Source organism: Celeribacter sp. SCSIO 80788 (assembly GCF_051054295.1).
Lineage (GTDB): Bacteria > Pseudomonadota > Alphaproteobacteria > Rhodobacterales > Rhodobacteraceae > Celeribacter.
Map to the genome: position 1 here is coordinate 2,887,287 of NZ_CP150482.1, position 25,706 is coordinate 2,912,992.

Consider the following 25,706-nt stretch of genomic DNA (forward strand, 5'->3'; position numbering starts at 1 on the left):
CTGTGTCCTTCTTACTTCGTCTGACCCACCTTGCAGGCGGCCAGGACAGCCATGTTCAGAATGTCGTTTACCGTCGAAACGGTTGAACAAATCTGAATGGGTTTGTCGACGCCGGTCAAGATCGGGCCGATCACCGTCGCGCCGGCCATTTCCTGCATCAGCTTGACGGAGATGGAAGCGGAGTGACGCGCGGGCACGACGAGGATGTTCGCCGGGCCGGAGAGACGGCAGAACGGATAGGCCGCCATGGCCTCCGGGTTCAGCGCCACATCGACGGTCATCTCGCCATCGTATTCGAAATCGGCCCCGCGGGCGTCGAGCACTTCGGAAGCAACATGCATTTTATGCGCGCGTTCCGACACCGGATAACCGAAGGTCGAGAAGGAGGCGAAGGCCACACGCGGCTCGATCCCCATGGAGCGCGCCACACGGGCGGCAGCGATGGCGATGTCTGCGAGATCCTCTTCGACCGGCCATTCATGGACGAGCGTATCGGCGATGAAGATGATCCGGCCCTTGTGCAGGATCGCGGTCACACCGACTGCGCCATCCTTGGCGGTGGCGTCGAACACGGAATTGATCCGGTCGAGCACATGGGCGGATTTGCGGGTCGCGCCGGTCACAAGACCGTCGGCATGACCATGGGCCAGCATCAGCGCGGAGAAAGCATGGCGGTCGCGACCGGCAAGACGGTGGATGTCCTTCTGGTCAAAACCGCGGCGTTGCAGGCGTTTGTAGAGGAAATCCTTGTATTCCTGTAGATGGCGCGTGTTGGCGGCGTTGACGATTTCGATCTCGGACATCGCCTCGCCAAGACCTTCTTCCTGAAGTTTCTTGCGGACTTCGTCGGTCCGGCCCACGACAAGTGCGCGCCCGAACCCGCCCCGGTGATAGGCCACGGCGGCGCGCAACACGCGGGGATCGTCGCCCTCGGCGAAGATCATCGTCGCCTGTTCCTGACGCGCGCGGGCGTAGAGGCGTTGCAGAAGATGCGCGGTCGGGTCCATGCGGGCCTGAAGGTCCTGCGCATAGCCTTCCATGTCGATGATCGGACGGCGGGCCACGCCGGTGTCCATCCCGGCCTGCGCGACGGCGGGCGGAATGGTGTAGATCAGACGCGGATCGAAGGGGGTCGGGATGATGTAATCGCGACCGAAGGACAGTTTCTGACCGTAGGCCAGGGCCACCTCGTCCGGCACATCTTCGCGGGCCAGCGCCGCAAGCGCCTGAGCACAGGCGATTTTCATGTCGTCGTTGATGGCGCGGGCATGGATGTCGAGCGCGCCCCGGAACAGGTAGGGGAAGCCCAGAACGTTGTTGACCTGGTTCGGGTAATCCGAGCGCCCGGTGGCGACAATCACGTCATCGCGCACGGCATGGGCGTCTTCGGGGGTGATCTCCGGATCGGGGTTGGCCATGGCGAAGATCACGGCATTCGGGGCCATGGATTTGACCATATCCTGCGTCACGGCCCCTTTTGCGGAGACCCCAAGGAAGACATCCGCCCCCTCCATCGCCTCGGCCAAAGTCCGGGCATCGGTGACGGCGGCATGGGCCGATTTCCACTGGTTCATGCCCTCGGTGCGGCCTTGGTAAATCACACCCTTGGTGTCGCACATGATGCAGTTGTCATGCTGTGCGCCCATCGCCTTGATGAGTTCGAGACAGGCGATCCCGGCGGCCCCGGCGCCGTTCAGAACGATTTTGCAGTCTTCGATCTTTTTACCGGAGATGTAGAGCGCGTTGATCAGACCGGCGGCACAGATCACGGCGGTGCCGTGCTGGTCGTCGTGGAACACCGGAATGTCCATCTGTTCCTTCAGCGTCTGCTCGATGATGAAACACTCCGGCGCCTTGATGTCCTCAAGGTTGATACCGCCGAAGGTCGGCCCCATGAGACGCACGGCGCGGATGATTTCCTCCGGATCGGTGGTGTCCAGCTCGATGTCGATGGAGTTCACATCGGCAAAACGTTTGAACAGAACCGCCTTGCCTTCCATCACCGGTTTGGACGCCAGCGCGCCGAGATTTCCAAGCCCCAGAACGGCGGTGCCGTTGGAGATCACCGCGACGAGGTTGCCCTTGTTCGTATAGTCGTAGGCGGTTTCCGGCGATTGCGCGATTTCCTCGCAAGGCACGGCCACACCCGGAGAATAGGCCAGCGACAGATCGCGCTGAGTCGACATGGGCACGCTGGGCGTGATGTCGAATTTGCCGGGGCGCGGTTCCATATGGAACGCCAGCGCCTCTTCTCGGGTCTGTTTGGTCTTGGACATGCGCGCGTGCCTCCTCGTCGTCAGTCGGTCCTACTTACCGAGACCCCGTGGGATGCTCAACAAAAAGAACGCGATCAGGGCCTTTACCTCCCCCATCGGGGCGATAAGTTGGTCCGAAATCAAAATCGGAAGCCGACAGTGTCCTCAGAACCTCCCGCCACGCCCATGATGGCGCAATATCTCGAAATCAAATCGCGGCATCGTGACGCGCTGCTGTTTTATCGCATGGGCGATTTCTACGAGATGTTCTTTGACGATGCGATTGCGGCCTCCGAGGCGCTCGACATTGCGCTGACGAAACGCGGCAAACATGCCGGTGACGACATCCCGATGTGCGGCGTGCCGGTGCATGCGGCGGAAACCTATTTGCTGAACCTCATTCGCAAAGGATTCAAAGTCGCGGTCTGCGAACAGCTCGAAGACCCGGCGGAGGCGAAAAAGCGCGGCTCCAAATCTGTGGTTAAACGCGATGTGGTGCGATTGGTGACGCCGGGCACCCTGACCGAGGACAGCCTTTTGGATGCGCGGCGGCACAACTATCTCGCGGCCTATGCGGAAATCCGCGAAGAGGGTGCGCTCGCTTGGGTCGATATTTCGACGGGTGCCTTTCATGTCATGCCCTGCCCGCTGGTCGGTCTTGGCCCGGAACTGGCGCGGCTGAACCCGTCGGAGATCGTGGTTTCCGAGGCGCATGAGGCAAATTGGGCCGAATTCGTGCCTGATTTTCACGATCGGATGACCGATCTGTCGCGCGCGTCTTTTGACAGCACTTCGGCCCAGACGCGCCTGACGGAGCTTTTCAAAGTGTCTTCGATGGACGCGTTCGGGCAGTTCTCCCTGCCCGAAATTTCCGCCATGGGGGCAATCGTCGACTATCTCGACATCACTCAGAAAGGCAAACTGCCGCTGGTGCGGCGACCGGTGCGGGAGAGCCTGCGCGGTGCGATGCAGATCGACGCTTCGACACGGCGCAACCTTGAGATTTCGCACTCCCTGTCCGGGTCGCGCGAAGGCTCGCTGATTGCCACCATGGACCGCACCGTGACCGCGGCGGGTGGCCGCCTTTTGGAACGCCGCCTTGCCAGCCCCTCGCGGGATGTCGCGGTGATCGCCGACCGTCTCGATGCGATTACCTTTGCGATTGAAAACAACCGGACAGCTCAGGCGCTGCGTGAAGCGCTGCGCAAAGTGCCGGATATGGAACGGTCCTTGTCCCGGCTTGGGCTCGACCGGGGAGGCCCCCGCGATCTGGCGGCCATTCGCAACGGTCTTGCTCAGGCCGAAAGCATTCGCGACATTCTTGTCGATGCGCCGATTTCGACCCTAATCCAGCAGAAAATGGCATTTTTGACCGACCATGCCGAGCTGATCGACCTGCTGGACGTGTCTCTTGTCGCCGAGCCGCCGCTTTTGGCCCGCGATGGCGGGTTCATCGCGCCGGGTTACGACGAGGAGCTCGACGAATGTCGCACGCTGCGCGATGAAGGGCGCGGCGTGATTGCCTCCTTGCAGAGGAAATATGCCGAGATGACCGGCGTGCAGTCGCTCAAGGTCAAGCACAACAATGTGCTGGGCTATTTCATCGAGACCACCTCGACCCATGCGGAAAAAATGTTGTCGGCACCGCTGTCGGAGACCTTTATCCACCGCCAAACCACGGCCAATCAGGTTCGGTTCACGACGCTCGAACTGTCCGAGCTTGAGACCAAGATCCACAATGCGGGCGGACGCGCGCTCGAGATCGAAAAGCGGCTGTTCGAAGTGCTGCGCATGGCCATTCTGGAACGTGCGCCGGCGATCAACGATGCCTCCGGGGCGCTTGCGGAACTGGACCTGATCACATCGCTGGCCGATCTGGCGCAAAGCGAGGGTTGGACCCGTCCTGCGGTGGATTTGGGTCGAGAATTCGAGATTAAAGGCGGGCGTCACCCGGTGGTGGAACGCGCGCTTCGAAAACACGGCGGCGAGAAATTCGTCGCCAATGACTGCGCCCTGTCGGACGGGCGTGACGGGGCGGCGATCTGGCTTTTGACCGGGCCGAACATGGCGGGTAAATCGACCTTTCTGCGCCAAAACGCGCTGATCGCGCTCATCGCGCAGGCCGGGTCCTATGTTCCGGCGGAGCGAGCGCATATTGGCATCGTGTCACAGCTTTTCTCTCGCGTGGGCGCCTCCGACGATCTGGCGCGCGGGCGCTCGACCTTCATGGTCGAGATGGTCGAAACCGCCGCAATCCTCAATCAGGCGGATGACCGGGCCTTGGTGATCCTAGATGAGATCGGGCGCGGCACGGCGACCTATGACGGGCTGTCGATTGCCTGGGCGACACTGGAACATCTGCACGATGTGAACAAATGCCGGGCGCTGTTTGCGACGCATTATCATGAGATGACGTCGCTTTCCGACAAGTTGCCGGGGGCGGACAATGCCACCGTGGCGGTGAAGGAATGGGAGGGAGAGGTGATTTTCCTCCATGAGGTGATCAAGGGCAAAGCGGACCGGTCCTATGGGGTTCAGGTGGCGCGGCTTGCGGGCCTGCCCGATGCTGTCGTGGAACGGGCCAAATCTGTTTTGGAGGCTCTGGAAAAGGGTCAGGCGGAGAATGCCGCCAATCCGAAGGCGATCATCGACGATCTACCGCTTTTCGCCGCCATACCCGCCGCACCACCTCCGGCCACGGTCAAGGAAAGCGCCGTTGAAAAGGCTCTGGCAGAGATTTTGCCGGATGAGTTGAGTCCCCGAGAGGCCTTGCAGGTGCTTTACGATCTGAAATCGAAACTGGGCTGAGGACAAAAAAGCCCCCGGATTTCGGGGGCTTTTCTATTGCTGGTCTCTGAGTTCTCAGACCTTAATCTTTACGCGGGCGTCGAGGACACGCCAACCTGCGCCGGGCGCAGCAGACGGTCGTGGATCATGAAGCCGACGTTCATCACCTGAATGATGTCGCCCGCCTTGGTGCCCGGAACCGGCGCCTCGAACATGGCTTCGTGCTGGTTCGGGTCGAATTTTTCGCCAACTTCCGGAGAAATGATCTGAATGCCGTGCTTGCCGAAGACGTTCAGCAGCTCGCGCATGGTCAGCTCGATGCCTTCGATCAGCGCAGCCTGTTCCGCGCGCTGTTCCTCGGTGATCGTGTCGACGGCACGTTTCATGTTGTCGAACACCGGCAGCATATCGCGCGCCAGTTTCGATCCGCCGTAGTTTTCCGCCTCGCGACGATCGCGATCCGCGCGCTTGCGGGAGTTTTCCGCATCGGCCACCGCCCGCATGAAGCGGTCCTTGAACTCGTCGCGCTCGGCACGCAGCGCATCAAGCTCCGCCATAAAATCATCGTCATTCGGGCCTTCGAGGGCCTCCTCGGACGTAATGTCGATGATTTCGTCGATCTCGGTTTCGATCTCTTCAGACATGTCTTTTTTCGGATCCGTCATGTTCCACCTTTTCACGCCTTGCCGGACAAAATCCGCCCCACAAGCTGGGCCGTGTAATCGACGATCGGGACGATCCGCCCATAGTTCAGGCGAGTCGGTCCGATGACACCCACGGCACCGATAATTTTTCGTTCAGCGTTCATATATGGAGAAACCACCAAAGAGGAACCCGAAAGAGAGAAAAGTTTGTTTTCAGAGCCAATGAAAATACGTACGCCCTCGCCGTCCTCGGTCAATTCGAGGAATTCGGCGATGTCGCGCTTTTTCTCCAGATCGTCGAACAGGGTTCTGATCCGGTCGAGCTCCTCCGCCTCCGCACTGTCGCCCAAAAGATTCGCGCGGCCACGCACGATCAGACGTTCGTAAGACGAGCCCTCGCCTTCCCAGAACGCCGTTCCGCTTTCGATCAGTTCGGCGGCAAGGCTGTCGAGTTCCTGACGGCGCAGTTTGATTTCGCGTTCGACGACGGTGCGCAATTCGGACAGGGTCTTGCCCTCCGCCAGCGCATTGAGGAAATTCGCAGCCTCTCGGAGCGACGAGGGTGTTTGCCCCACGGGCGGCGTGAAAACACGGTTCTCCACCTGCCCGTCGGCGAAAACCAGGATGACCAACGCTCGATCCGGCGCGAGACTCACGAATTCCACATGTTTCACGGGGGCTTCGTGTTTCGGTGCCAGAACGAGGCTTGCCCCCTGCGTCAGCCCCGAAAGCGCGGAGCCGACGCGGTCGAGCATTCCGCCCACATCGCTGGCCTCATTGCGCACGGTGTGCTCCATCTTGGCGCGCACATCGTCGGTGACCGTGCCGACTTCCAAAAGCCCATCGACGAAAAGCCGCAGCCCGAGCTGGGTCGGAACCCGACCGGCGGAGACATGCGGACTGTCCAAAAGGCCGAGATATTCGAGATCCTGCATCACGTTGCGGATCGTCGCGGCGGAAACCTTTTCGCTCATGCTCCGCGTGAGCGTGCGTGAGCCGACAGGGCCGCCGCTGTCGAGATAGCCCTCGACCACACGCCGAAACACCTCCCGCGAGCGGTTGTTCATTTCGGCAATCAGATTGGCACGTTCGGTCATTTTTCCTGCGTCTTGCGAGGCCTTCTGCAATTAAAAGACATCCGGGCGGAGGGTCAATGAGGCTTGCGCCTCCGAGCCCCTCTTCGCTATGTCTGCCACAACAGATGCGGAAGGAACGATCATGCGACCCTCGGGTAGAAATTTAGACGAGATGCGGCCGATTTCAATCGAGACCGGTGTGACAAAACATGCCGAAGGATCGTGCCTGATCCGCTGCGGCGACACCCATGTGCTTTGTACCGCGACGATCGAGGAGCGCGTGCCGCCGTTCATGCGCAATTCCGGTCAGGGTTGGGTCACCGCAGAATACGGCATGTTGCCGCGCTCGACCTCGTCGCGGATGCGTCGCGAGGCCACTCAGGGCAAACAAGGCGGGCGGACCGTTGAAATCCAACGCCTGATCGGACGCGCCCTTCGTGCGGGTGTGGATCGCGTGGCTCTGGGTGAGCGTCAGATCACCATCGACTGCGACGTCATTCAGGCCGATGGCGGCACGCGTTGTGCCTCGATCACCGGCGGTTGGGTTGCGCTGCGTCTTGCCATCAACAAGCTGATCAAAGCGGGCGACATCGTCACCGATCCGCTGATTTCCAATGTGGCCGCCGTGTCCTGCGGCATCTACGCCGGACAGCCGGTGCTGGACCTCGATTATCCCGAGGATTCCGAAGCCGGCGTCGATGGCAATTTCATCATGATGGCCAACGGTCAGCTGATCGAAACCCAGATGAGCGCCGAAGGGGCCACCTATTCCCGCGCGCAGATGAACGAATTGCTGGATCTCGCCGAAAAAGGCGTGGCGGAACTGGTTGCGGCGCAAAACGCGGCGGTGGCGTAATGCGCGCGTTCGATGGCGACAAGCTCGTCCTCGCTTCGCACAACAAAGGCAAGCTTCGCGAGATCGCGGAGCTTATGGAGCCGTTCGGGATCGAGGTGATTTCCGCCGGTGAGTTGGGCTTTGAAGAGCCGGAAGAGACCGAGGACACATTTGCCGGGAACGCCCGGATCAAGGCGCATTTTGCCGCCAAATCCAGCGGTCTCCCTGCCCTGTCCGATGACAGCGGCCTTGCGGTCGACGGTCTCGATGGCGCGCCCGGCGTGTATTCTGCGGACTGGGCCGAAACCCCCAATGGCCGCGATTTCGCCATGGCGATGCAAAAGGTCTGGGACCGTCTCGAAGAGACGAATGCAGCCGAACCCCGCACCGCGAGGTTTTGTTGCACTCTCTGTCTCGCCTGGCCCGATGGCCATGACGAGATTTTCGAGGGCACCGTCGAAGGCAGGATTGTCTGGCCCGCCCGCGGACCGCATGGCTTTGGCTACGACCCGATGTTCCTGCCCGATGGGGAAACGGAAACTTTCGGGGAAATGGATCATGCGCGGAAACAGGCGATGAGCCACCGCGCCGACGCGTTTCACAAACTGGTCTCCGGACCCTTCAAGGATCTCAACACATGAGCACCCGCAAACTGATCTCCTCCGGCTCTGATTTCGAGAAAGTCATGGGCTATTCCCGCGCCGTCGTGCAAGGCGACTGGTGTTTCGTCTCCGGCACCACCGGCTACGATTACGCCACGATGACCATGCCGGAAAGCATCGCCGATCAGGCGCGCAACTGTTTCAAAACCATTTCCGGCGTTCTGGAAGGCGAAGGCTTTTCGCTCAAGGATGCGGTGCGTGTGCAATACACCATCACCGATGCCGCGCTGGTGGACGAAGTTGTCCCCGCGCTTGGCGAGTTTCTTGCCGATATTCGCCCCGCGGCCACCATGGTCGTCGCCGATCTCATCAAACCCGAGATGAAGATCGAAATCGAAATCACGGCGTTCAAGGGCTGATCGTGGAAGACTGGCAAAACGGGGGCTTCGGCCTCTACATTCATTGGCCGTTTTGCCAGTCGAAATGCCCCTATTGCGATTTCAATTCCCATGTCGCGGCGACAATCGATCAGGCGGCATGGGAACGCGCCTACCTCTCCGAAATCGAACGTGTTTCACGGGAAACATCCGGTCGTGTCCTGAACACCGTGTTTTTCGGCGGCGGGACACCATCCCTGATGGACCCAGAGCTTGTAAATGCCATTTTGAGCAAGGTTCGAGACTGTTGGACGCTTGCCAACGATGTGGAAATCACACTCGAAGCCAATCCGACATCGGTCGAAGCCGGACGGTTTCAGGGCTATCGCGACGCGGGCGTCAATCGCGTGTCGATGGGGATTCAATCTCTGCATGACGAGGATCTGAAGCGGCTGGGGCGTTTGCATTCGGTTTCCGAAGCGCAGAAAGCGTTTGATATTGCGCGACACACCTTTGATCGCGTGAGTTTCGACCTGATTTACGCCCGTCAGGGCCAGACGCAGGAGGCCTGGCGCAAGGAATTGCGCGAAGCCCTGTCCATGGCGGTCGATCATTTGTCGCTTTACCAACTGACCATCGAACAAGGCACGGCCTTCGGTGATCGTTACAATCGCGGGCAGCTTCGCAACCTGCCGTCGGACGATGCCGCAGCAGACATGTATTTCATCACTCAGGAAGAGTGTGAAAAGGCGGGAATACCCGCATATGAAGTGTCTAATCACGCCCAAAAGGGCTCTGAGAGCCGTCATAACCTGATTTACTGGCGCTATGGCGATTATGCCGGGATCGGCCCCGGGGCGCATGCGCGGCTGACGCTTGCCGGACAAAAATACGCCATAGATACCCCGCTGTCGCCGCAACTCTGGCTCGCCTCGGTCGAGCAAAAAGGCCATGGGGAAAATCCTCGCGAAGCGCTCAGCGGTTACGATCAGGCCGTTGAGTACCTCATGATGGGACTAAGAATTACCGAAGGCGTCGAGATTGAGCGGATCTCCACCCTTTTGGGTCAAGAATTTTCAATTGAAAACAATTACTTGATCGAAGATGGCTTTGTGAAAAAGGAAAAAGGCCGCCTTTTCGTGTCGGAAAAAGGCAAGCCCCTGCTGAATGCAATCATTCGGGATTTGATCCCCGAGACTTAAGCGCCCCGGGAAAGGATCGCGCAAAGCGTGTCCAGCTCGTCCAAATTATCGTAAGAAATCGTCACAGAGCCCTGCTCCGTCCCCTCCTTATGCGCGATGGTCACTTTCATACGGATGGCCGCAGAAAGATCGCCCTCAAGCGCGCGCGTATCCGCGTCTTTTTCGACGAAGTTCTGCATTTTCGGTGCTTTGGGCTGGGTTGGGGTCTTTTCTCCCTTCACAAGCTTTTCGGTTTCGCGGACGGAAAGCCCTTTGTGAATGATTTCGCGCGCCAATTCGGACGGGTTGTCAACGGTGACCAATGCCCGCGCGTGTCCGGCAGAAAGCTGGCCCTCGATCACATAGGTCTGAACCTCGGATGGAAGCTGCAAAAGACGCATCAGATTCGCGATATGGCTCCGACTTTTGCCCAAAGCTTCGGAAAGCTTTTCCTGAGTGTGTCCGAAGCGCTCCATGAGCTGCTTGTAGCCTGCGGCCTCCTCAATCGCGTTGAGATCGGAGCGCTGAATGTTTTCAATGATCGCGACTTCCAACACTTCCGTGTCGGAATAGTCGCGCACCAAAACCGGAAGCTCATGCAAACGCGCGAGCTGAGACGCGCGCCAGCGGCGTTCACCGGCAACGATTTCGTATTCGCCAGCCTTACGCGGGTTTTCACGTACGATCAGAGGCTGAATCACCCCTTTTTCGCGAATCGACTCGGCCAATTCTTCCAAAGCTGACTGCTCGAAGGTTCGGCGCGGCTGATCCGGATTCGGTGCGATTTTTTCGATCGGCACCATCATATCGGCACGACGCGGTTCGGATGTGGTTTCCGAGGACACATTTTCCTGCGTGACATCCGCCATCAAGGCGGACAACCCGCGACCAAGACCTCTGTTTTTGGGTTTGCCCGATTGCGACATGTTTTATCGTCCTTTTTTTGCCAGAACTTCGAGAGCGAGCGCCTGATAGGCTTGGCTGCCTTTCGAAGTCGGATCGTAATCCAGAACCGGAAGCGCGAAAGACGGCGCCTCACTGATCCGAACATTGCGTGGAATCACCGTCTGAAAGACCAATTCCCCGAGATTGTCACGCGCATCCTGTTCCACTTGCCGAGACAAGTTGTTGCGTTGGTCATACATGGTCAACACAACACCTTCGATGCGCAGCTTGGAATTGGCGGTTTGCCGAACCTCGCGAACCGTCAGCATCAACTGCGACAGACCTTCCAGCGCAAAGAATTCGCTCTGCAACGGAACCAGAACGGAATCGGCGGCAACCATGGCATTGACCGTCAGGAGGCTAAGCGACGGCGGACAGTCGATCAGAATGAAATCGAAGTGAAAATCGTCAATCGCTGGCTGGCGCAAAGCATCGTGCAAAAGGTAGCTGCGCTTTTCATTGGACACCATCTCGATGTCGGCGGAGCTGAGATCCACCGTCGCCGGGGAAATCCACAGCCCTTCGAAATCGGTGGTCTGAATGACGTCATGAAGATCGACGTCACCAAGAACGAGGTCATAGGTTGTGTAGTTGCGTTTTTCCGGATCAATACCCAATCCAGTCGACGCGTTACCCTGAGGATCGAGATCCACGACCAATACCCGGCAACCGTTTTTGACCAACGCCGCGGCAAGGTTGATCGAGGTTGTCGTTTTCCCAACCCCACCCTTCTGGTTCGCAATCGCAATGATTTTAGGGCTGCTGGACGAGGAAAAATCAGACACGCTCAATATCTCCAATGAGAAGGATGACGGATTCGCGATCCGTGACGCTCGGGTATTCTTCGTAGGTGAAGCGCCAGCTTTCAAGGGATTCGGCGATCTCCTCGCGGAAAGACATCCCTTTCATGAAAATAGCGTGGCCCCCCGGCGCGAGATGTCGTTCGGTAAACTCCAGAAGTTTCGGCAGACTCGCCAAGGCGCGGGCAGAAATGAGATCGGCCCCAAGCGGCGTGATCTGTTCGATGCGTTGCGACAGCACTTCAACCTCAAGATTCAACTCACGGGCAACTGTTCTTAGAAACGTCGCCTTGCGTTGATCCGATTCGACAAGGGTGAAACGAAGTTCTGGTGAAAGCTCCTTGGCCAGTGTCGCACACACCAACCCGGGAAAGCCGCCGCCGCTGCCGAAATCGGCCCAATGGCGGATATGTTTCGGCGCAAGGGAAAATACCTGCGCCGAATCGACAAAATGCCGTTGCCAAGCCTGATCCAGCGTCGATTTTGCGACCAGATTGATTGCCGGGTTCCATTTTTTCAAAAGCGCCAGATAGGTTTCAAGACGCTCCAATGTTTCACGTGAAACATCGAGCCCCGCTATAGTCTGGGTATTCATCAGGAGGCTTTCTGCCGCTGGGTCTGGCGCAAACGTGCAAGAATGAGCGTGACGGCCGCGGGTGTCATCCCCTCGACACGCCCGGCCTGAGCGATGGTTTGAGGCCGAACCTTGGTAAGTTTCATGCGCAATTCGTTCGAAAGACCGCTGAGCGCCGCATAATCGAAATCATCCGGGATGTTCTGCTGTTCGTCGCGTTTCAAGGCTTCGACATCGCGTTTCTGCCGCTCAATGTAATTGGCATAGAGCGCGTCCCGTGCAATCTGTTCCTGTATTTCCGGGGAAATCTCGGCAAAAGTCGGGTCCAGTGCAATCACGTTCTCAAAGGTCACGTCGGGAAATGCGAGGACCTGGTAAGCATTGCGCCGCGCACCGTCGGAACTGACGGACACGCCGGCCTCTCCCAGTTCACGTGGCGTATAGCTTGAGCGCTCAAGCTGTTCGCGGCCTTTTTGCAGAGCCTCGATCTTGTCAGAAAACGCAGCCTTCCGGTTCTCACCGACAAGACCAAGCTCGATACCCTGCGGGGTGAGACGTTGATCGGCATTGTCCGCGCGCAGAGACAGGCGGAACTCCGCGCGAGAGGTGAACATGCGGTAGGGTTCGCTGACACCACGGGTGACGAGATCGTCAATCATCACCCCGATGTAACTCTCGGAGCGCGTGAAGGTGACACCCTCCTGCCCCATAGATTTACGCGCCGCATTGAGACCGGCTACCAAACCTTGTGCCGCCGCCTCTTCATAGCCCGTCGTCCCATTGATCTGACCGGCAAGGAAAAGCCCCGGCACATCGCGCAGTTCGAGCGTCAGACGCAGCGCGCGCGGATCGACGTAATCGTATTCGATGGCATAAGCGGGCTGAAGGATTTCGACCTCTTCCAGACCGCGGATCGAACGGACATAAGCCTCCTGCACATCGACGGGCAGAGAAGAGGAAATGCCGTTCGGATAAACCGTGTCATCCTCCAAACCTTCCGGTTCGAGGAAGATCTGATGCGAAGTTTTATCGGCAAATCGGACGATCTTGTCTTCGATCGACGGACAATAGCGTGGCCCGACCCCCTCGATATGGCCGCCATACATCGCGGACCGGGAAAGGTTCTCGCGAATGATGTCATGGGTCCGCTCATTGGTATGGGTGATGCCGCAGGACACCTGACGCGCGAAAGGTTTGCGATTCAGGAAGGAAAACACCACCGGATCGTCATCGCCCGGCTGTTCTTCGAGAATCTCCCAATTGATCGTCTTGCCATTGAGTCGCGGCGGCGTGCCGGTTTTCAGACGCCCGATGGGAAGATCGAAACCGTAGAGACGTTCCGCAAGGGCGATAGACGGCTTGTCGCCGATCCGACCACCGGGGTGTTTGACGTCACCGATATGAATCAAGCCGTTTAAAAAAGTACCTGTCGTGAGGACAACAGCACCGGATTTGATCTGCGAACCGTCACCCAGAACAACGCCCACAACGGTTTCGCCGGACATCAGAAGATCGGTGACTTCCGATTCAACGATGGTCAGGTTGGGTGTGGTTTCGAGTTCCGCGAGCATCTCGGTACGGTAGATTTTGCGATCTGCCTGAGCACGCGGACCTTGGACCGCAGGGCCTTTGCGCCGGTTCAAAAGGCGGAATTGAATCCCGGCCTTGTCGGCAATCCGGCCCATCACACCGTCAAGCGCATCGACTTCGCGCACGAGATGGCCTTTACCAAGCCCGCCGATGGCCGGGTTACAGGACATCACCCCGATGTTTTCACGCTTGAGCGTCACAAGGGCTGTGCGCGCACCTGTCCGCGCCGCGGCAGCCGCCGCATCACATCCTGCATGGCCGCCACCCACGACGACGACATCGAAGTCGGTATGTTTCACGTGAAACACTCCTTGCTCATTTCCCGATGCAGAAACTGGAGAAAATTTCTCCAAGCACAGCTTCCACATCAATACGGCCGACCAAACAATCCAACGCATAGATCGCGCGCCGCAGCTCTTCGGCGGCAAGCTCGGTCCGGTCAGGTCCGTTCAATACCTCATTTCGCGCCGATTCCATAGAGGTCAGCGCAGCTTTCATCGCCACACGGTGACGTTCCCGGATTGCGGAAGATGCAGAGCTCGCGCGCGCGCTCAGGGTTTCGGCAATTCCGGCCACCATAACATCGACGCCCTGCCCGGTTTTCCCGGAAATGGAAAGCCCCTGCCCGGTAAACTCCCCGGCATCGTCTTTGCCGATCACCACGAGATCGCCCTCTACCGGTTCAATTTCCGGTTTGGCATCGGTGGACGGGATCAGGATGACGCGAAGGTCGGCATGTTTCGCCCGTTCGCGTGCCCGTTCGATTCCAATGGCTTCGACGACATCTTCGGTTTCGCGCAGACCGGCGGTGTCGAGCAACGTGACCGGCAGGCCTTTGAGTTCCATCCGAACCTCGATCACATCGCGCGTCGTGCCCGCGACCTCGGAGGTGATCGCCGCTTCGCGCCCCGCAAGCATGTTGAGCAAGGTCGACTTGCCCGCATTGGGCGGACCGACAATGGCAACCTCAAACCCGTCACGGATACGTTCCGCCATTTTGGCGCCTTCAACCTCGGCCTCAAGTTCGATCATCACTTCGGCGATGAGAACCAGAACTTCGGGGGAGACATCCGTCGGAACCTCTTCGTCGGCGAAATCAATCGTCGCCTCCAGGAGAGCGGCAGAGCGCAAAAGCGCGCGACGCCAGCGTTCGGTTTTCTCACCCAATGCGCCAGAGAAGACCTTCAAAGCCTGACGGCGCTGCGCCTCCGTTTCGGCTTCGATCAGATCGGCGAGACCTTCGACCTGCGCCAGATCGAGACGTTCGTTTTCAAGTGCGCGGCGGGTGAATTCTCCGGCCTCAGCAAGACGCAAGCCATCGATCTCCGACAGGCATTTCAGCACCGCATTGACGATGGCGACAGAGCCGTGAAGCTGCAATTCCGCGCTTTGCTCGCCGGTGAAGGACGCGCCTTCCTCGAAGCAGATCACCAAAGCTTCGTCCAGCACCATGCCGTCGCGATCCCTGAGCTGACGCAGCGCGGTCCGACGCGGCACAGGCACGTCACCGGCCAGCATCTCGACAGCTAAAAACGCAAGCGGCCCGGAAATCCGGACCACTGCGACACCCGCTTTGCCGCGGGCGGTTGCCAGGGCGTAAATCGTATCCATAGGCGTAACCTATTGATATCCTTTTATTTAAGCGTTCATCGAGTCGAAGAACTCGCCATTGGTTTTGGTCTGTTTCAGCTTGGAAATCAAGAACTCGATGGCATCCGTGGTTCCCATCGGGTTCAGGATGCGACGCAGGACATAGGTTTTCTGGAGATCTTTCGCATCCACGAGAAGATCCTCTTTCCGGGTGCCGGATTTGAGGATGTCCATGGCCGGGAAGACGCGCTTGTCAGCGACTTTACGATCCAGAACGATCTCGGAGTTGCCCGTACCTTTGAATTCTTCGAAGATGACCTCGTCCATCCGAGACCCGGTGTCGATCAGCGCGGTGGCGATGATGGTCAGAGACCCACCCTCTTCGATATTCCGCGCGGCACCGAAGAAGCGTTTCGGGCGCTGGAGCGCGTTGGCGTCGACACCACCGGTCAGAACCTTGCCGGACGACGGCACAACGGTGTTGAAGGCGCGGCCCAGACGGGTGATCGAGTCGAGCAAGATGACGACGTCACGCTTGTGCTCAACGAGGCGCTTGGCTTTCTCGATCACCATTTCGGAGACGGCGACGTGACGGGTGGCCGGTTCGTCGAAGGTGGAGGACACAACCTCACCCTTCACCGAGCGCTGCATGTCCGTCACCTCTTCGGGACGTTCATCGATCAGAAGCACAATGAGATAGCACTCAGGGTGGTTGGTCTCGATCGAATGGGCGATGTTTTGCAGCAAAACGGTCTTACCGGTGCGCGGCGGGGCGACGATCAGCGCACGCTGGCCTTTGCCGATGGGTGCAACGAGGTCGATGATCCGCGCGGAGCGATCCTTGATCGTCGGATCCTCGATCTCCATTTTCAGACGTTCATCGGGGTAAAGCGGCGTCAGGTTGTCGAAGGCGATCTTGTGACGGGCCTTTTCGGGCTCTTCGAAGTTGATCAGCGTCACCTTGGTGATCGCGAAATAGCGCTCGGTCTCGTTCGGCGCCTGCATCACGCCATCGACCGTGTCGCCGGTACGCAGACCGTATTGGCGGATCACCTCCGGGGAGACGTAAATGTCATCGGGACCCGGCAGATAGTTGGCCTCGGGAGAGCGCAGGAAACCGAACCCGTCTTGCAGCACTTCGAGCACGCCGTCACCGGAGATCTCCCAGCCCTCATCCGCGCGCTCGCGCAGGATCTGGAACATGATCTCGCCTTTGCGCATCGTGGAGGCGTTCTCGATCTCAAGCTCTTCGGCCATCGCCAGAAGGGTCTTGGGGCTCTTGGCTTTCAGATCGGCCAGATTGAGTTTTTCTTCAGTCATGGAAATCCATCGCGACCCGCGCGGAGCGTCGGTCTTTTCTCTCAAATGTCACAGGAGAATCCCCTTGGCCGGACGGCCGGGATTTGCGCCTAGTTAAGAGCAAAGGGGATGCGAGTCAATCTTTCTCAGAATGGCTTCGCAATGATCATGATGACGATGACGATCATCAGGAGCGTCGGAAACTCGTTCATCATGCGGTAATGGCGGCCTGTGCGGGTGTTGGTCCCGGCCACAAAGTCTTTGCGACGCACAGCAAGCCACATGTGAAACCATGTCATCGCAAGAATGCAAATCGCTTTCACCCAAGGCCAACCATCGGACCAGACGATGATGCCGGGTGTCATGACGAGGCAAAGACCGAAGAACCAGCTCGAAATCATCGCCGGGTTCATGATCATCTTCAGAAGCTTTAGCTCCATGTCCTGAAACAGAAGATCGGTCTCCGTGCCCTGCTCCACGCTTTCGGTGTGACGGACGTAAAGACGTGGCAGGTAAAAAATCCCGGCCATCCAGGCGATGATTGAGATCACATGAAGCGATTTCGTCCAGGGGTAAACGCTTGCCAGAAAATCGCCCATGACCGTCCTTTCGAAGTTTCCTTCTAAATAAAATATTAAAAGAAAAAAGAAAGATGATGATTTAGTAGGGCCTGTGGATAGTCTGGATTATTGTCTTATCCCCAGTGTGGTCCAGAGGTTCAAAACCTTTCGTTTTCTTATCCACATTTGCGGATAGAATTTTATAAATCATTTTTTTTCAGAGACTTGTCATTATCCCAACTGGGAGGTTCCGTGGAATAAACGCTCGCTTGCCGGGGGCAACGAGGTTATTCCAAGGGGGACGATTTGTCTTACCCACGATGATAAGACGCGCAGAATTTGGGGTTGGACGGCGCAGTTATCCCCGCGAAAATGAGGCGCTGAGTTTTCGGCAGAACGATCACCAAAGTGACACAGGAGTTTTCAACAGAATTATGAACATCCCGGGACAACTCATCCTCGCCTCAGGGTCCGAAATTCGCCAAACGCTCCTGCGCAATGCGGGTGTGGCCTTTGAGGTCATTGTCGGGCGAATTGATGAAGAAACGGTAAAGGACGCGCTGATGGCCGAGGGCGCCACGCCGCGGGACATCGCGGATGCACTGGCCGAGGGGAAAGCGCGCAAAGTGTCGATGAAGCACCCGGAGGCGATGGTGATCGGATGCGATCAGACCCTGTCGTTCAAGGGGCAGATCCTGTCGAAAGCACGCGACAAGGAGGAGGCACGCGCGCAGTTGCAGGCAATGCGGGGCGAGCGGCACAAGCTTTTGTCGGCTGCGGTGATCTATGAGAATGGCGAACCGAAATGGCGGCATGTCGGTGAAGTCCGGCTTGAGATGAAAAATTTTTCCGACGCTTATCTCGACGCCTATCTGGAGCGGAACTGGGATCAGATCCGCCATTGTGTCGGCTCCTATATGCTTGAAGCAGAAGGTGTGCGGCTGTTTTCTAAGATCGACGGCGATTACTTCACGGTCTTGGGTTTGCCCCTGTTGCCGCTTCTGGCATACCTGTCGGAAAGAAGGGTGATTGCATCATGAGTGGACATATTCCTTTGGCAGGCGTGATCGGTGCACCGGTGGCGCATAGCAAATCTCCGGCGCTGCATGGTTATTGGCTTAAACGCTACGGGATCGCAGGGCATTACGTGCATCTGCATGTGGAACAGGCGGATCTCGAAGAGGTGCTGCGCGCCATGCCGAAAATGGGGTTCGTGGGCGCGAATGTGACCATTCCGCATAAAGAACATGTTCTGGCGATTGCAGATATCGTCACGGATCGGGCGGCGTTGATCGGGGCCGCGAATACCTTGATCTTTCGCGCCGATGGCAAGCTGCATGCCGACAACACCGATGGCTATGGTTTCGTAGAAAACCTGCGGATGAATGCGGATTGGGACCCGAAGGCGGGGCCAGCGGTGGTGCTGGGTGCTGGTGGAGCGGCGCGGGCGGTGATTGCCTCGCTTCTTGAGGTCGGTGTGCCGGAAATTCGACTGTCGAACCGCACGCGGACCCGTTCCGAAGCCTTGCGGCATGAATTCGGGGCAAAGATTTCCGTGGTCGAATGGGTGAACGCGGGGGATATGATGGAAGGGGCCAAGACGGTTGTGAACACCACCTCTCTCGGGATGCAGGGTCAGCCTGAACTCAAGGTGCCGCTCGATCTTCTGAGCTCCGATGCGGTCGTGACCGACATCGTTTACACGCCTTTGCGGACGGCTTTTCTCGAAAAGGCGGCAGAGAGAGGCTGTCAAACGGTCGACGGGCTTGGCATGTTGCTCTATCAGGCTGCGCCGGGGTTCGAGCGCTGGTTCGGGCAACGCCCGGAAGTGGATGAAGACACGCGTAATTTCATCCTTGCCTCATGACGAAGCCTTTTCTCATTGGCCTGACCGGCTCGATCGGCATGGGCAAAAGCACCACGGCAAAAATGTTTGTCGAGCTGGGTGTGCCAGTTTGGGATGCGGATGCAGCCGTCGCGCGGCTTTATGGCGAGGGCGGTAAGGCGGTCCCTGCCCTGTCAGAGGTTTTTCCAGAGGCGATTGTCGAAGGCGCGGTCTCGAAAGAGCGTTTGAAAGAAATCATCGCCAATGATCCCACAGCTCTGAAAACCATTGAAAGCAAGGTTCATCCGCTTGTTGCCGCAGATCGGGAGGCGTTTATCGCCGGGTCTGACGCGCCAATCGTTTTGATCGACATTCCGCTTCTCTTTGAAACCGGGGCGGACAAGACCATGGATGCCGTGATTGTCGTCTCCGTCGATGCGAAAACACAGGCCGAACGCGTCCTCGCCCGCCCCGGCATGACGGAGGCGCATTTTAAAACCATCCTTGCGAAACAACTGCCCGACGCGGAAAAACGTGCCCGCGCGGATTTCGTGATCGAGACTGCAAGCCTTGAAGCCGCCCGCGCGCAGGTGCAGGATGTGCTCTCGCAAATCAGGAGCCGTTTATCCCATGCGTGAGATCGTACTCGATACCGAAACAACCGGGTTCGACCCGTTCAGCGGGGATCGTCTTGTGGAAATCGGGGCCATTGAGCTTGAGAACCACATGCCGTCGGGGCGGACCTATCACCAATATATTCACCCGGATCGCGACATGCCGGACGAGGCCTTTGGGGTGCACGGGATCGGGCCGGATTTGCTGCGCAATCCGAGGCCTCCGAAAGACGGGGAAGTGATCCTCAAGGACAAGCCGTTCTTTCGCGAAGTGGCGCGCGCGTTTCTCGATTTCATTGGGACGGATTCGAGGCTGATCATCCACAACGCCGCCTTCGATATGAAATTCCTGAATGCCGAGCTGAAATGGATCGGTCTTCCCGAAATCGCCTATGAGCGCGCGATCGACACGCTGCCCATGGCGCGCAAGAAATTTCCGGGCGCGCCGGCCACGCTCGATGCTTTGTGCCGTCGGTTCGGGATCGACAACTCGTCGCGGACGCTGCACGGGGCGTTGCTCGACTCGGAAATTCTGGCGGAAGTCTATCTTGAGCTGATCGGGGGGCGTCAGCCCGATCTGGTGCTGGCGCCAGTGGGCAAGAAATCCGCCAGCGCGACCACCGGGCCGCAGGAAGCGTGGCGACCGACCCGGCGTCCGGCGCCCCTGCCTCCACGTATCACAGATGAAGAAGCCGCCGCCCATGCTGCCTTTGTCGAGCAGTTGGGCGACGGCGCGCTTTGGAAGAAATTCGACTGAGGAAACTCAGTTGACCGGTGCGGCGGCCTGTTGGGCTGCGGCGCGGCGTTGCATGTCCTGACGGTAGAGCTGAACGAAATCGATATTGTCGAGGTTCAGCGGCGGGAAGCCACCGTCGCGGGTGATGTCATGGGTCACGCGGCGCAGGAACGGGAAGAGCATGCGCGGGCATTCGATCATCAGGAACGGGTGCATCTGTTCGTCCGGCACGTTTTCGATGAGGAAAATCCCGGCATAGTCCAGTTCGAGGATGAAGAGCGTCTGATCGCCACTTTCGGTCTTGGATTCGACCTTCACTTTGGTGGCAACCTCGAACTGGTTCGCTTCATCGCGTTTTTTCGCATCGAGCGCGACCTGAACGGAGATCGCCGGGCGACCTTCGATTTTCAGACCTTTCTGGGCCAGAATGTTCTCGAACGACATGTCGCGGATGAACTGACCCAGGATTTGCATTTTGACGGGCGCTGGCTGAGCGGCGGTCTCGGGTTGCGGAGCGGTGGTGCCGTTTTCGGCCATCTTCTCTGTCCTCAAAAAATGAAATTCGCGGATTTGTATCAGGTCGACGGCACTGCCTCAATGGCGAGTCCAGCCCGAGGGGCCCTGATTTTTCGGTTTGTCACCATCCAACTCCTCCCACTCGCCGTCGATCACACCCGGTTCCTGTGGGTTTTGGCGATAGGTGGTGTTTTGCGAAAACCCCGCCTGTTGTCCCATGACAAAACTCTGAACCTTCACACGTTTGCGCAGCTCCTTGAGGACAAAGGTGCGAAATGCCGGAATGAGCAGCAGGAAACCCATGGTATCGGTGAAAAAGCCGGGGGTCAGAAGAAGCGCGCCCGAGAGGAGGATCATCGCGCCATTGGCGAGCGGTTCCGCCGGATCGTTCAGCTCGGCAAAGGACTGACGCAGTTGTGACATGGCCAAAGCGCCCTGTTGCCGCACCAAAGCGGTGCCCAAAACGGCCGTCACCACAACGATCAAAAGCGTGGGCCAAAGCCCGATCAGACCGCCGACCTGAATGAACAGGGCGATCTCAATGATCGGAACAGCGACAAAAAGCGCGAAAAGCCACATGGAAAGTCCTCTCTTATCTCTTCCCCACAGGTAGACTTGGCGGGGTGCGTCACCTACATAAGATCGGAACACAGTTATTTCCACGTTTGAACGGAGATCGAACGCCGATGGGGAATTCCCTTCTTTCCATTCTTGTCCTCGCGGGCATTGCCATTTTCCTGATCCTGCGCCTGCGCAGCGTTCTCGGCACGCGGGAAGGATTTGAAAAGCCCCGTGCCGAATATCCGGGCGCCGAAGAGACCACACGCGTCAAACGCAATTTCGAGGTGATCGACGGTGGCGTGGACCATGACATTGTCGACAATGTCGAGGCGGGGACGCGGGCGGCGGACAATCTGGCGGCGATCAAGCGGGTAGAACCGTCGTTCAACGTGGCGGAATTCCTCTCGGGCGCGCGTGGTGCCTATGAGATGATCCTGATGGCGTTCGAGCATGACGATCTCGACAGTATCAAAGCCTTTCTTTCCGAGGATGTATACGAGGCCTTTGCCTCCGTCGTGGCGGACCGTCAGGCCAAGGGGCTGACCATCGACAGTCAGTTTATCGGCCTGCGCGAGATTCAGATCATCGACGCCGATCTCGACCGGGCGACGGATGAGGCGGAGATCAAGATCCGCTTCGTGGGTGAAACCACCTCCGTGGTGCGCAATGCCGAGGGCGAGGTGGTCGAGGGCGATCCGCAGGCGGTCAAACGCCAGAAGGACATCTGGACTTTTGCGCGCCATCTGGGCAGCGCCGATCCGAACTGGCAGCTTGTGGCCACTGGTGCCTGATGTGGGCGAAGGTGGCCAAGGCCGCCTTTGCGGCAGGGCTCGCCCTGAGCGCGCCAGCGTCCCTTGCGGAGGGGCTCATGGCGCGCGTTCTCTCCTTTGATGACCTGTCCCAATGGGATGCCGACGATCACGCTGCGGCTCTTACGGTTTTTCGCAACACCTGTGATTTGATCGACGATCCCGAGTGGCCGCAGCTTTGCGAGCTTGCCGCTCGTGTGCCCGACGCGCGGACGTTTTTCGAATTGTTCTTTCGTCCGGTCCTGATCGAGGACGGGCAAGAGCCGCTTTTTACCGGTTATTTCGAACCCGAACTGCGCGGTTCGCGGTATCAGACGGGGCGCTACCGCTACCCGGTCTATCGCCTGCCTCCGGATGTCGTTTCCGGCGCGCCCTATCTGACGCGACAGGACATCACGGAGGGGGCGCTTGTCGGGCGGGGTCTCGAGATCGCCTGGGTCGACGATCCGGTGGAGCTGTTTTTCCTTCAGGTACAGGGATCGGGGCGTATCCGTCTCGACAACGGGTCGACGATCCGCATCGGCTATGCCGGACATAACGGGCGGGATTATCGCTCCATCGGGCAGGAATTGATCCGGCGCGGTGTCTACGATGCGCATCAGGTCTCCGCCAGGGTGATCCAGAATTGGGTGCGGCGCAATCCGGTCGAAGGCTCGGAGCTTTTGAATTTCAACCCGTCCTATGTGTTTTTTCGCGAGCTGCCACGCCTTTCGGCAGACAAGGGGCCGATCGGTGCGATGAACCGATCTATCACCACGATGCGCTCCATAGCGGTCGATCCGAAATTCGTCACTCTGGGCGCGCCGGTGTGGGTTGAGAAAGAGGGGGAAACCCCGCTTCATCGTCTGATGATCGCGCAGGACACCGGATCGGCGATCAAAGGCGCGCAGCGCGCCGATATTTTCTTTGGCACAGGCGATCTGGCGGGCGAAGAGGCCGGAAAAATTCGCGATCCCGGACGGATGATCGTTTTGATGCCGATCCAGCTTGCCTATGCGCTCGAAGAGAGGGTGGAAGGGTGAGCCGTCGCAAGAAATCGCTGACGGAAGAGGACAAGACGCTCTGGAACGCGGTGCGCAAGACCGCGATACCGATGCATGTGGAGCGGATGCCCGATCCCCTGCCCCGGCCGGAACCGGCAAAGACCCCCGCGCCGAAAGCCCCGCGCGAGATCGAGGCGTTTGAGATCGAGATCGGCAGGCACGCGGGCAAAACTGCGCTGGGGCACGACCTTGCGCCCACGATTTCGGAACATCTGTCGCAAGCGCCGCTGCGCATGGATCGCAAGACATTCGGCAAGATGCGCAAGGGCAAAGTGCTGCCCGAGGCCCGCATCGACCTGCACGGCATGACACTGGCGCAGGCGCACCCGGCGCTCATGCGGTTCATCCTGAATTCCTGGGCGATGGAGCGACGGCTGGTGCTGGTGATCACCGGCAAGGGCAAGCCGCGCGACGAGGATGGGCCGATCCCGGTGCGCAGAGGTGTATTGAAACATCAGGTGCCGCATTGGCTGCACAGCTCGCCCCTGCGCGAGGCGGTGTTGCAGGTGTCTGAGGCGCATCTGAAACACGGCGGCACAGGGGCCTATTACGTCTACCTGCGCCGCCCGAAATGATGGGTTTCACGTGAAACCTCAGAGCATGTAACGGCTCACATCCGCGACCTTCGCCAACTCGTCCACATGAGCATGGACATAGGTGGCATCGACGGTGACCTTTTCGCCGGGCTTGTCGGGGGCCATGAAAGACAGCTCCTCGAACACCCGTTCCATGATCGTGTAAAGCCGCCGCGCGCCGATGTTTTCCACCGTCGTGTTCACATCGGCGGCAAGTTTCGCGATGGCGGCAATGCCGTCCTCGGTGAAGCTGACGTCGACCTCTTCAGTCTCCATCAATGCCTTGTATTGCAGCGTCAGAGCGTTGTCGGTTTCGGTCAGGATGCGGACGAAATCGCCCTCCTCCAACGCGCGAAGTTCGACGCGGATCGGCAGACGCCCCTGCAATTCCGGCAACAAATCCGAAGGCTTGGCGATGTGGAAGGCACCCGAGGCGATGAACAGGATATGGTCGGTTTTCACGGGCCCATGTTTCGTGGACACGGTGGTGCCCTCGATCAGCGGCAGAAGATCGCGTTGCACACCCTCGCGGGACACGTCGCCACCGCGGGCATCGGATCGGGCACAGACCTTGTCGATTTCGTCGATAAAGACGATGCCGTTTTGCTGAACGGCCTCAAGCGCCACGCGCGTGACGGTCTCGTCATCGAGCAGCTTGTCGGCCTCTTCACCGATCAGAACGTCATAGCTTTCGGCCACGGTCAGGCGTTTTTTGACGGTGCGGCCACCGAAGCCTTTGAGCAGATCGCCGAGGTTCATCATACCGCCCATCTGTGGCTGGCCGGGCACTTCGAACATGCCCATCGGCGTGCCGGCGTCCTGAAGCTCAAGCTCGATGACCGTATCATCCAACTCGCCAGAGCGCAGTTTCTTGCGGAACATGTCGCGGGTCTGCTCGCGGGCGTCCTTGCCCGCGATGGCTTCGATCACCCGATCTTCGGCGGCGCCTTGCGCCTTGGCCTTGACGTCTTCGCGCATCTGGTCGCGGGTCTGGGAAATTGCGGCATCGACCAGATCGCGCACGATCTGCTCCACATCGCGCCCGACATAACCGACCTCGGTGAATTTCGTGGCCTCGACCTTGACGAAGGGCGCTCTGGCGAGCTTCGCCAGACGACGGGAAATCTCCGTCTTGCCGACGCCGGTCGGGCCGATCATCAGGATATTCTTGGGATAAACCTCTTCACGCAGATCATCGGAAAGCTGTTTACGCCGCCACCGGTTGCGCAGCGCCACGGCGACGGCGCGCTTGGCGTCGTTCTGGCCGATGATGTAGCGGTCCAGTTCGGACACGATTTCACGGGGGGTCAGGTCAGTCATTTGGTAATCTTCTCAACGGTCAGGTTGCCATTGGTATAGACGCAGATGTCGGAGGCGATTTTCATCGCCTTGCGCGCGATGGTTTCGGCGTCATGCTCGGTTTCCATGAGCCCGCGTGCGGCGGCAAGGGCAAAGTTGCCGCCCGATCCGATCGCTGCGATGTCATGTTCGGGCTCAAGCACATCGCCCGCCCCGGTCACGACCAAAAGCGTCTCACCATCGGTGACGATCAGCATGGCTTCGAGTTTCGAAAGGTATTTGTCGGTGCGCCAATCCTTGGCCAGCTCGACGCAGGCGCGGGCCAACTGGCCGGGGGTTGCCTCAAGTTTGCTTTCCAGACGCTCCAAAAGCGTAAACGCATCCGCTGTCGATCCGGCAAAGCCGCAAACCACGTCATGCCCGCCGGGTTTCAACCGCCGTACCTTGCGCGCCGTGCCTTTGATCACGGTCTGACCAAGGCTCACCTGCCCGTCACCGGCCACAACCACCTCGCCACCGCGCCGCACGCCGATGATCGTCGTGCCGTGCCAACCGGGAAATTCTTCTTTCGACATTCGGAGTTCCTTTCGCTTGGCCCTCTATATGTGACCGT

At 58.8% G+C, this 25,706-nt stretch carries 26 protein-coding genes; 12 read left to right on the top strand and 14 right to left on the bottom strand.

The annotated features are described in order from the left end of the window. Nucleotides 1-11 precede the first annotated feature (11 nt). On the bottom strand, nucleotides 12-2,276 hold the full coding sequence (locus V1471_RS14570) for an NADP-dependent malic enzyme (RefSeq protein ID WP_434289743.1): 2,265 nt from the start codon (nucleotides 2,274-2,276) through the stop codon (nucleotides 12-14). 165 nt (nucleotides 2,277-2,441) lie between these two features. Here V1471_RS14570 and mutS point away from each other — a divergent pair, with 165 nt between their 5' ends. Continuing rightward, nucleotides 2,442-5,063, top strand: coding sequence for a DNA mismatch repair protein MutS (gene mutS / locus V1471_RS14575; RefSeq protein ID WP_434290950.1), 2,622 nt, complete (start codon nucleotides 2,442-2,444; stop codon nucleotides 5,061-5,063). 68 nt (nucleotides 5,064-5,131) lie between these two features. Here the strand turns inward: mutS and V1471_RS14580 are convergent, their stop codons facing one another. Then, complete coding sequence (locus V1471_RS14580) at nucleotides 5,132-5,707, bottom strand: nucleotide exchange factor GrpE (protein ID WP_434289744.1); 576 nt, start codon at nucleotides 5,705-5,707, stop codon at nucleotides 5,132-5,134. A gap of 11 nt (nucleotides 5,708-5,718) precedes the next feature. Beyond that, entirely contained in the window at nucleotides 5,719-6,783 is a 1,065-nt protein-coding gene (gene hrcA / locus V1471_RS14585) for a heat-inducible transcriptional repressor HrcA (RefSeq protein WP_434289745.1), read from the bottom strand. 121 nt (nucleotides 6,784-6,904) lie between these two features. On the opposite strand from hrcA, the gene rph reads away from it, so the two are divergent. Genes rph through hemW form a run of 4 tightly spaced genes read left to right on the top strand, consistent with a single transcriptional unit; the run spans nucleotide 6,905 to nucleotide 9,778 of the window. Further along, entirely contained in the window at nucleotides 6,905-7,618 is a 714-nt protein-coding gene (gene rph, locus V1471_RS14590; RefSeq protein ID WP_066703455.1) for a ribonuclease PH, read from the top strand. Further along, a complete protein-coding gene (gene rdgB, locus V1471_RS14595) occupies nucleotides 7,618-8,238 on the top strand; it encodes an RdgB/HAM1 family non-canonical purine NTP pyrophosphatase (protein WP_081423777.1) in 621 nt (206 codons plus the stop codon). Before rph ends, rdgB begins: the two co-directional genes overlap by 1 nt. Further along, nucleotides 8,235-8,618, top strand: coding sequence for a RidA family protein (locus V1471_RS14600; RefSeq protein WP_066703461.1), 384 nt, complete (start codon nucleotides 8,235-8,237; stop codon nucleotides 8,616-8,618). The genes rdgB and V1471_RS14600 overlap by 4 nt, the downstream gene beginning before the upstream one ends. 2 nt (nucleotides 8,619-8,620) lie before the next feature. Beyond that, a complete protein-coding gene (hemW, locus tag V1471_RS14605; protein WP_434289746.1) occupies nucleotides 8,621-9,778 on the top strand; it encodes a radical SAM family heme chaperone HemW in 1,158 nt (385 codons plus the stop codon). Here hemW and V1471_RS14610 read toward each other — a convergent pair. The 7 genes from V1471_RS14610 to hemJ form a co-directional block, all read right to left on the bottom strand. Next, nucleotides 9,775-10,683 carry a ParB/RepB/Spo0J family partition protein gene (locus tag V1471_RS14610; protein ID WP_434289747.1) on the bottom strand — a complete coding sequence of 303 codons (909 nt, stop codon included), beginning with the start codon at nucleotides 10,681-10,683 and terminating at the stop codon, nucleotides 9,775-9,777. The two genes, hemW and V1471_RS14610, sit on opposite strands and share 4 nt — an antisense overlap. Nucleotides 10,684-10,686: 3 nt before the next feature. Beyond that, the gene (locus V1471_RS14615) at nucleotides 10,687-11,487 is read right to left on the bottom strand and encodes a ParA family protein (RefSeq protein ID WP_434289748.1); all 801 of its coding nucleotides are present in this window, start codon (nucleotides 11,485-11,487) and stop codon (nucleotides 10,687-10,689) included. Next, on the bottom strand, nucleotides 11,480-12,097 hold the full coding sequence (rsmG, locus tag V1471_RS14620) for a 16S rRNA (guanine(527)-N(7))-methyltransferase RsmG (protein ID WP_434289749.1): 618 nt from the start codon (nucleotides 12,095-12,097) through the stop codon (nucleotides 11,480-11,482). The genes V1471_RS14615 and rsmG overlap by 8 nt, the downstream gene beginning before the upstream one ends. Further along, nucleotides 12,097-13,965, bottom strand: a complete 1,869-nt coding sequence (gene mnmG, locus V1471_RS14625; protein ID WP_434289750.1) for a tRNA uridine-5-carboxymethylaminomethyl(34) synthesis enzyme MnmG — start codon at nucleotides 13,963-13,965, stop codon at nucleotides 12,097-12,099. The genes rsmG and mnmG overlap by 1 nt, the downstream gene beginning before the upstream one ends. A gap of 16 nt (nucleotides 13,966-13,981) precedes the next feature. Beyond that, entirely contained in the window at nucleotides 13,982-15,277 is a 1,296-nt protein-coding gene (mnmE, locus tag V1471_RS14630; RefSeq protein ID WP_434289751.1) for a tRNA uridine-5-carboxymethylaminomethyl(34) synthesis GTPase MnmE, read from the bottom strand. Between the two features lie 27 nt (nucleotides 15,278-15,304). Beyond that, on the bottom strand, nucleotides 15,305-16,576 hold the full coding sequence (rho, locus tag V1471_RS14635; RefSeq protein ID WP_066703479.1) for a transcription termination factor Rho: 1,272 nt from the start codon (nucleotides 16,574-16,576) through the stop codon (nucleotides 15,305-15,307). Between the two features lie 125 nt (nucleotides 16,577-16,701). Further along, entirely contained in the window at nucleotides 16,702-17,154 is a 453-nt protein-coding gene (gene hemJ / locus V1471_RS14640) for a protoporphyrinogen oxidase HemJ (RefSeq protein WP_434289752.1), read from the bottom strand. A gap of 395 nt (nucleotides 17,155-17,549) precedes the next feature. Between hemJ and V1471_RS14645 the strand changes: the two genes are divergently transcribed. The 4 genes from V1471_RS14645 to dnaQ are packed head-to-tail and all read left to right on the top strand — an operon-like array spanning nucleotide 17,550 to nucleotide 20,311. Then, a complete protein-coding gene (locus tag V1471_RS14645; RefSeq protein ID WP_434289753.1) occupies nucleotides 17,550-18,155 on the top strand; it encodes a Maf family protein in 606 nt (201 codons plus the stop codon). Further along, on the top strand, nucleotides 18,152-18,982 hold the full coding sequence (locus tag V1471_RS14650) for a shikimate dehydrogenase (protein ID WP_434289754.1): 831 nt from the start codon (nucleotides 18,152-18,154) through the stop codon (nucleotides 18,980-18,982). The genes V1471_RS14645 and V1471_RS14650 overlap by 4 nt, the downstream gene beginning before the upstream one ends. Continuing rightward, nucleotides 18,979-19,578 (top strand): dephospho-CoA kinase, encoded by a 600-nt coding sequence (coaE, locus tag V1471_RS14655; RefSeq protein WP_434289755.1) that lies wholly within the window; start codon nucleotides 18,979-18,981, stop codon nucleotides 19,576-19,578. Before V1471_RS14650 ends, coaE begins: the two co-directional genes overlap by 4 nt. Beyond that, the gene (dnaQ, locus tag V1471_RS14660) at nucleotides 19,571-20,311 is read left to right on the top strand and encodes a DNA polymerase III subunit epsilon (RefSeq protein WP_434289756.1); all 741 of its coding nucleotides are present in this window, start codon (nucleotides 19,571-19,573) and stop codon (nucleotides 20,309-20,311) included. The genes coaE and dnaQ overlap by 8 nt, the downstream gene beginning before the upstream one ends. Nucleotides 20,312-20,317: 6 nt before the next feature. On the opposite strand, the gene secB is transcribed toward dnaQ, so the two are convergent. After that, the gene (secB, locus tag V1471_RS14665; protein WP_434289757.1) at nucleotides 20,318-20,827 is read right to left on the bottom strand and encodes a protein-export chaperone SecB; all 510 of its coding nucleotides are present in this window, start codon (nucleotides 20,825-20,827) and stop codon (nucleotides 20,318-20,320) included. Between the two features lie 57 nt (nucleotides 20,828-20,884). Then, nucleotides 20,885-21,385, bottom strand: coding sequence for an FxsA family protein (locus tag V1471_RS14670; protein ID WP_434289758.1), 501 nt, complete (start codon nucleotides 21,383-21,385; stop codon nucleotides 20,885-20,887). Nucleotides 21,386-21,492: 107 nt separating this feature from the next. Here V1471_RS14670 and V1471_RS14675 point away from each other — a divergent pair, with 107 nt between their 5' ends. From V1471_RS14675 to V1471_RS14685, 3 genes are read left to right on the top strand one after another with little or no spacing between them, the layout of a single operon-like run. Then, nucleotides 21,493-22,158 (top strand): Tim44/TimA family putative adaptor protein, encoded by a 666-nt coding sequence (locus V1471_RS14675; protein ID WP_434289759.1) that lies wholly within the window; start codon nucleotides 21,493-21,495, stop codon nucleotides 22,156-22,158. After that, nucleotides 22,158-23,198: a murein transglycosylase A gene (gene mltA / locus V1471_RS14680; RefSeq protein WP_434289760.1), complete on the top strand. Its 1,041-nt coding sequence runs from the start codon at nucleotides 22,158-22,160 to the stop codon at nucleotides 23,196-23,198. Before V1471_RS14675 ends, mltA begins: the two co-directional genes overlap by 1 nt. Further along, nucleotides 23,195-23,794, top strand: a complete 600-nt coding sequence (locus V1471_RS14685; protein WP_434289761.1) for a Smr/MutS family protein — start codon at nucleotides 23,195-23,197, stop codon at nucleotides 23,792-23,794. The genes mltA and V1471_RS14685 overlap by 4 nt, the downstream gene beginning before the upstream one ends. 18 nt (nucleotides 23,795-23,812) lie before the next feature. Here the strand turns inward: V1471_RS14685 and hslU are convergent, their stop codons facing one another. Together hslU and hslV are read right to left on the bottom strand one after the other, a co-directional pair. Beyond that, the gene (hslU, locus tag V1471_RS14690) at nucleotides 23,813-25,114 is read right to left on the bottom strand and encodes an ATP-dependent protease ATPase subunit HslU (RefSeq protein WP_434289762.1); all 1,302 of its coding nucleotides are present in this window, start codon (nucleotides 25,112-25,114) and stop codon (nucleotides 23,813-23,815) included. Beyond that, nucleotides 25,111-25,668 carry an ATP-dependent protease subunit HslV gene (gene hslV, locus V1471_RS14695; protein ID WP_096806158.1) on the bottom strand — a complete coding sequence of 186 codons (558 nt, stop codon included), beginning with the start codon at nucleotides 25,666-25,668 and terminating at the stop codon, nucleotides 25,111-25,113. Before hslV ends, hslU begins: the two co-directional genes overlap by 4 nt. Nucleotides 25,669-25,706 lie beyond the last annotated feature (38 nt).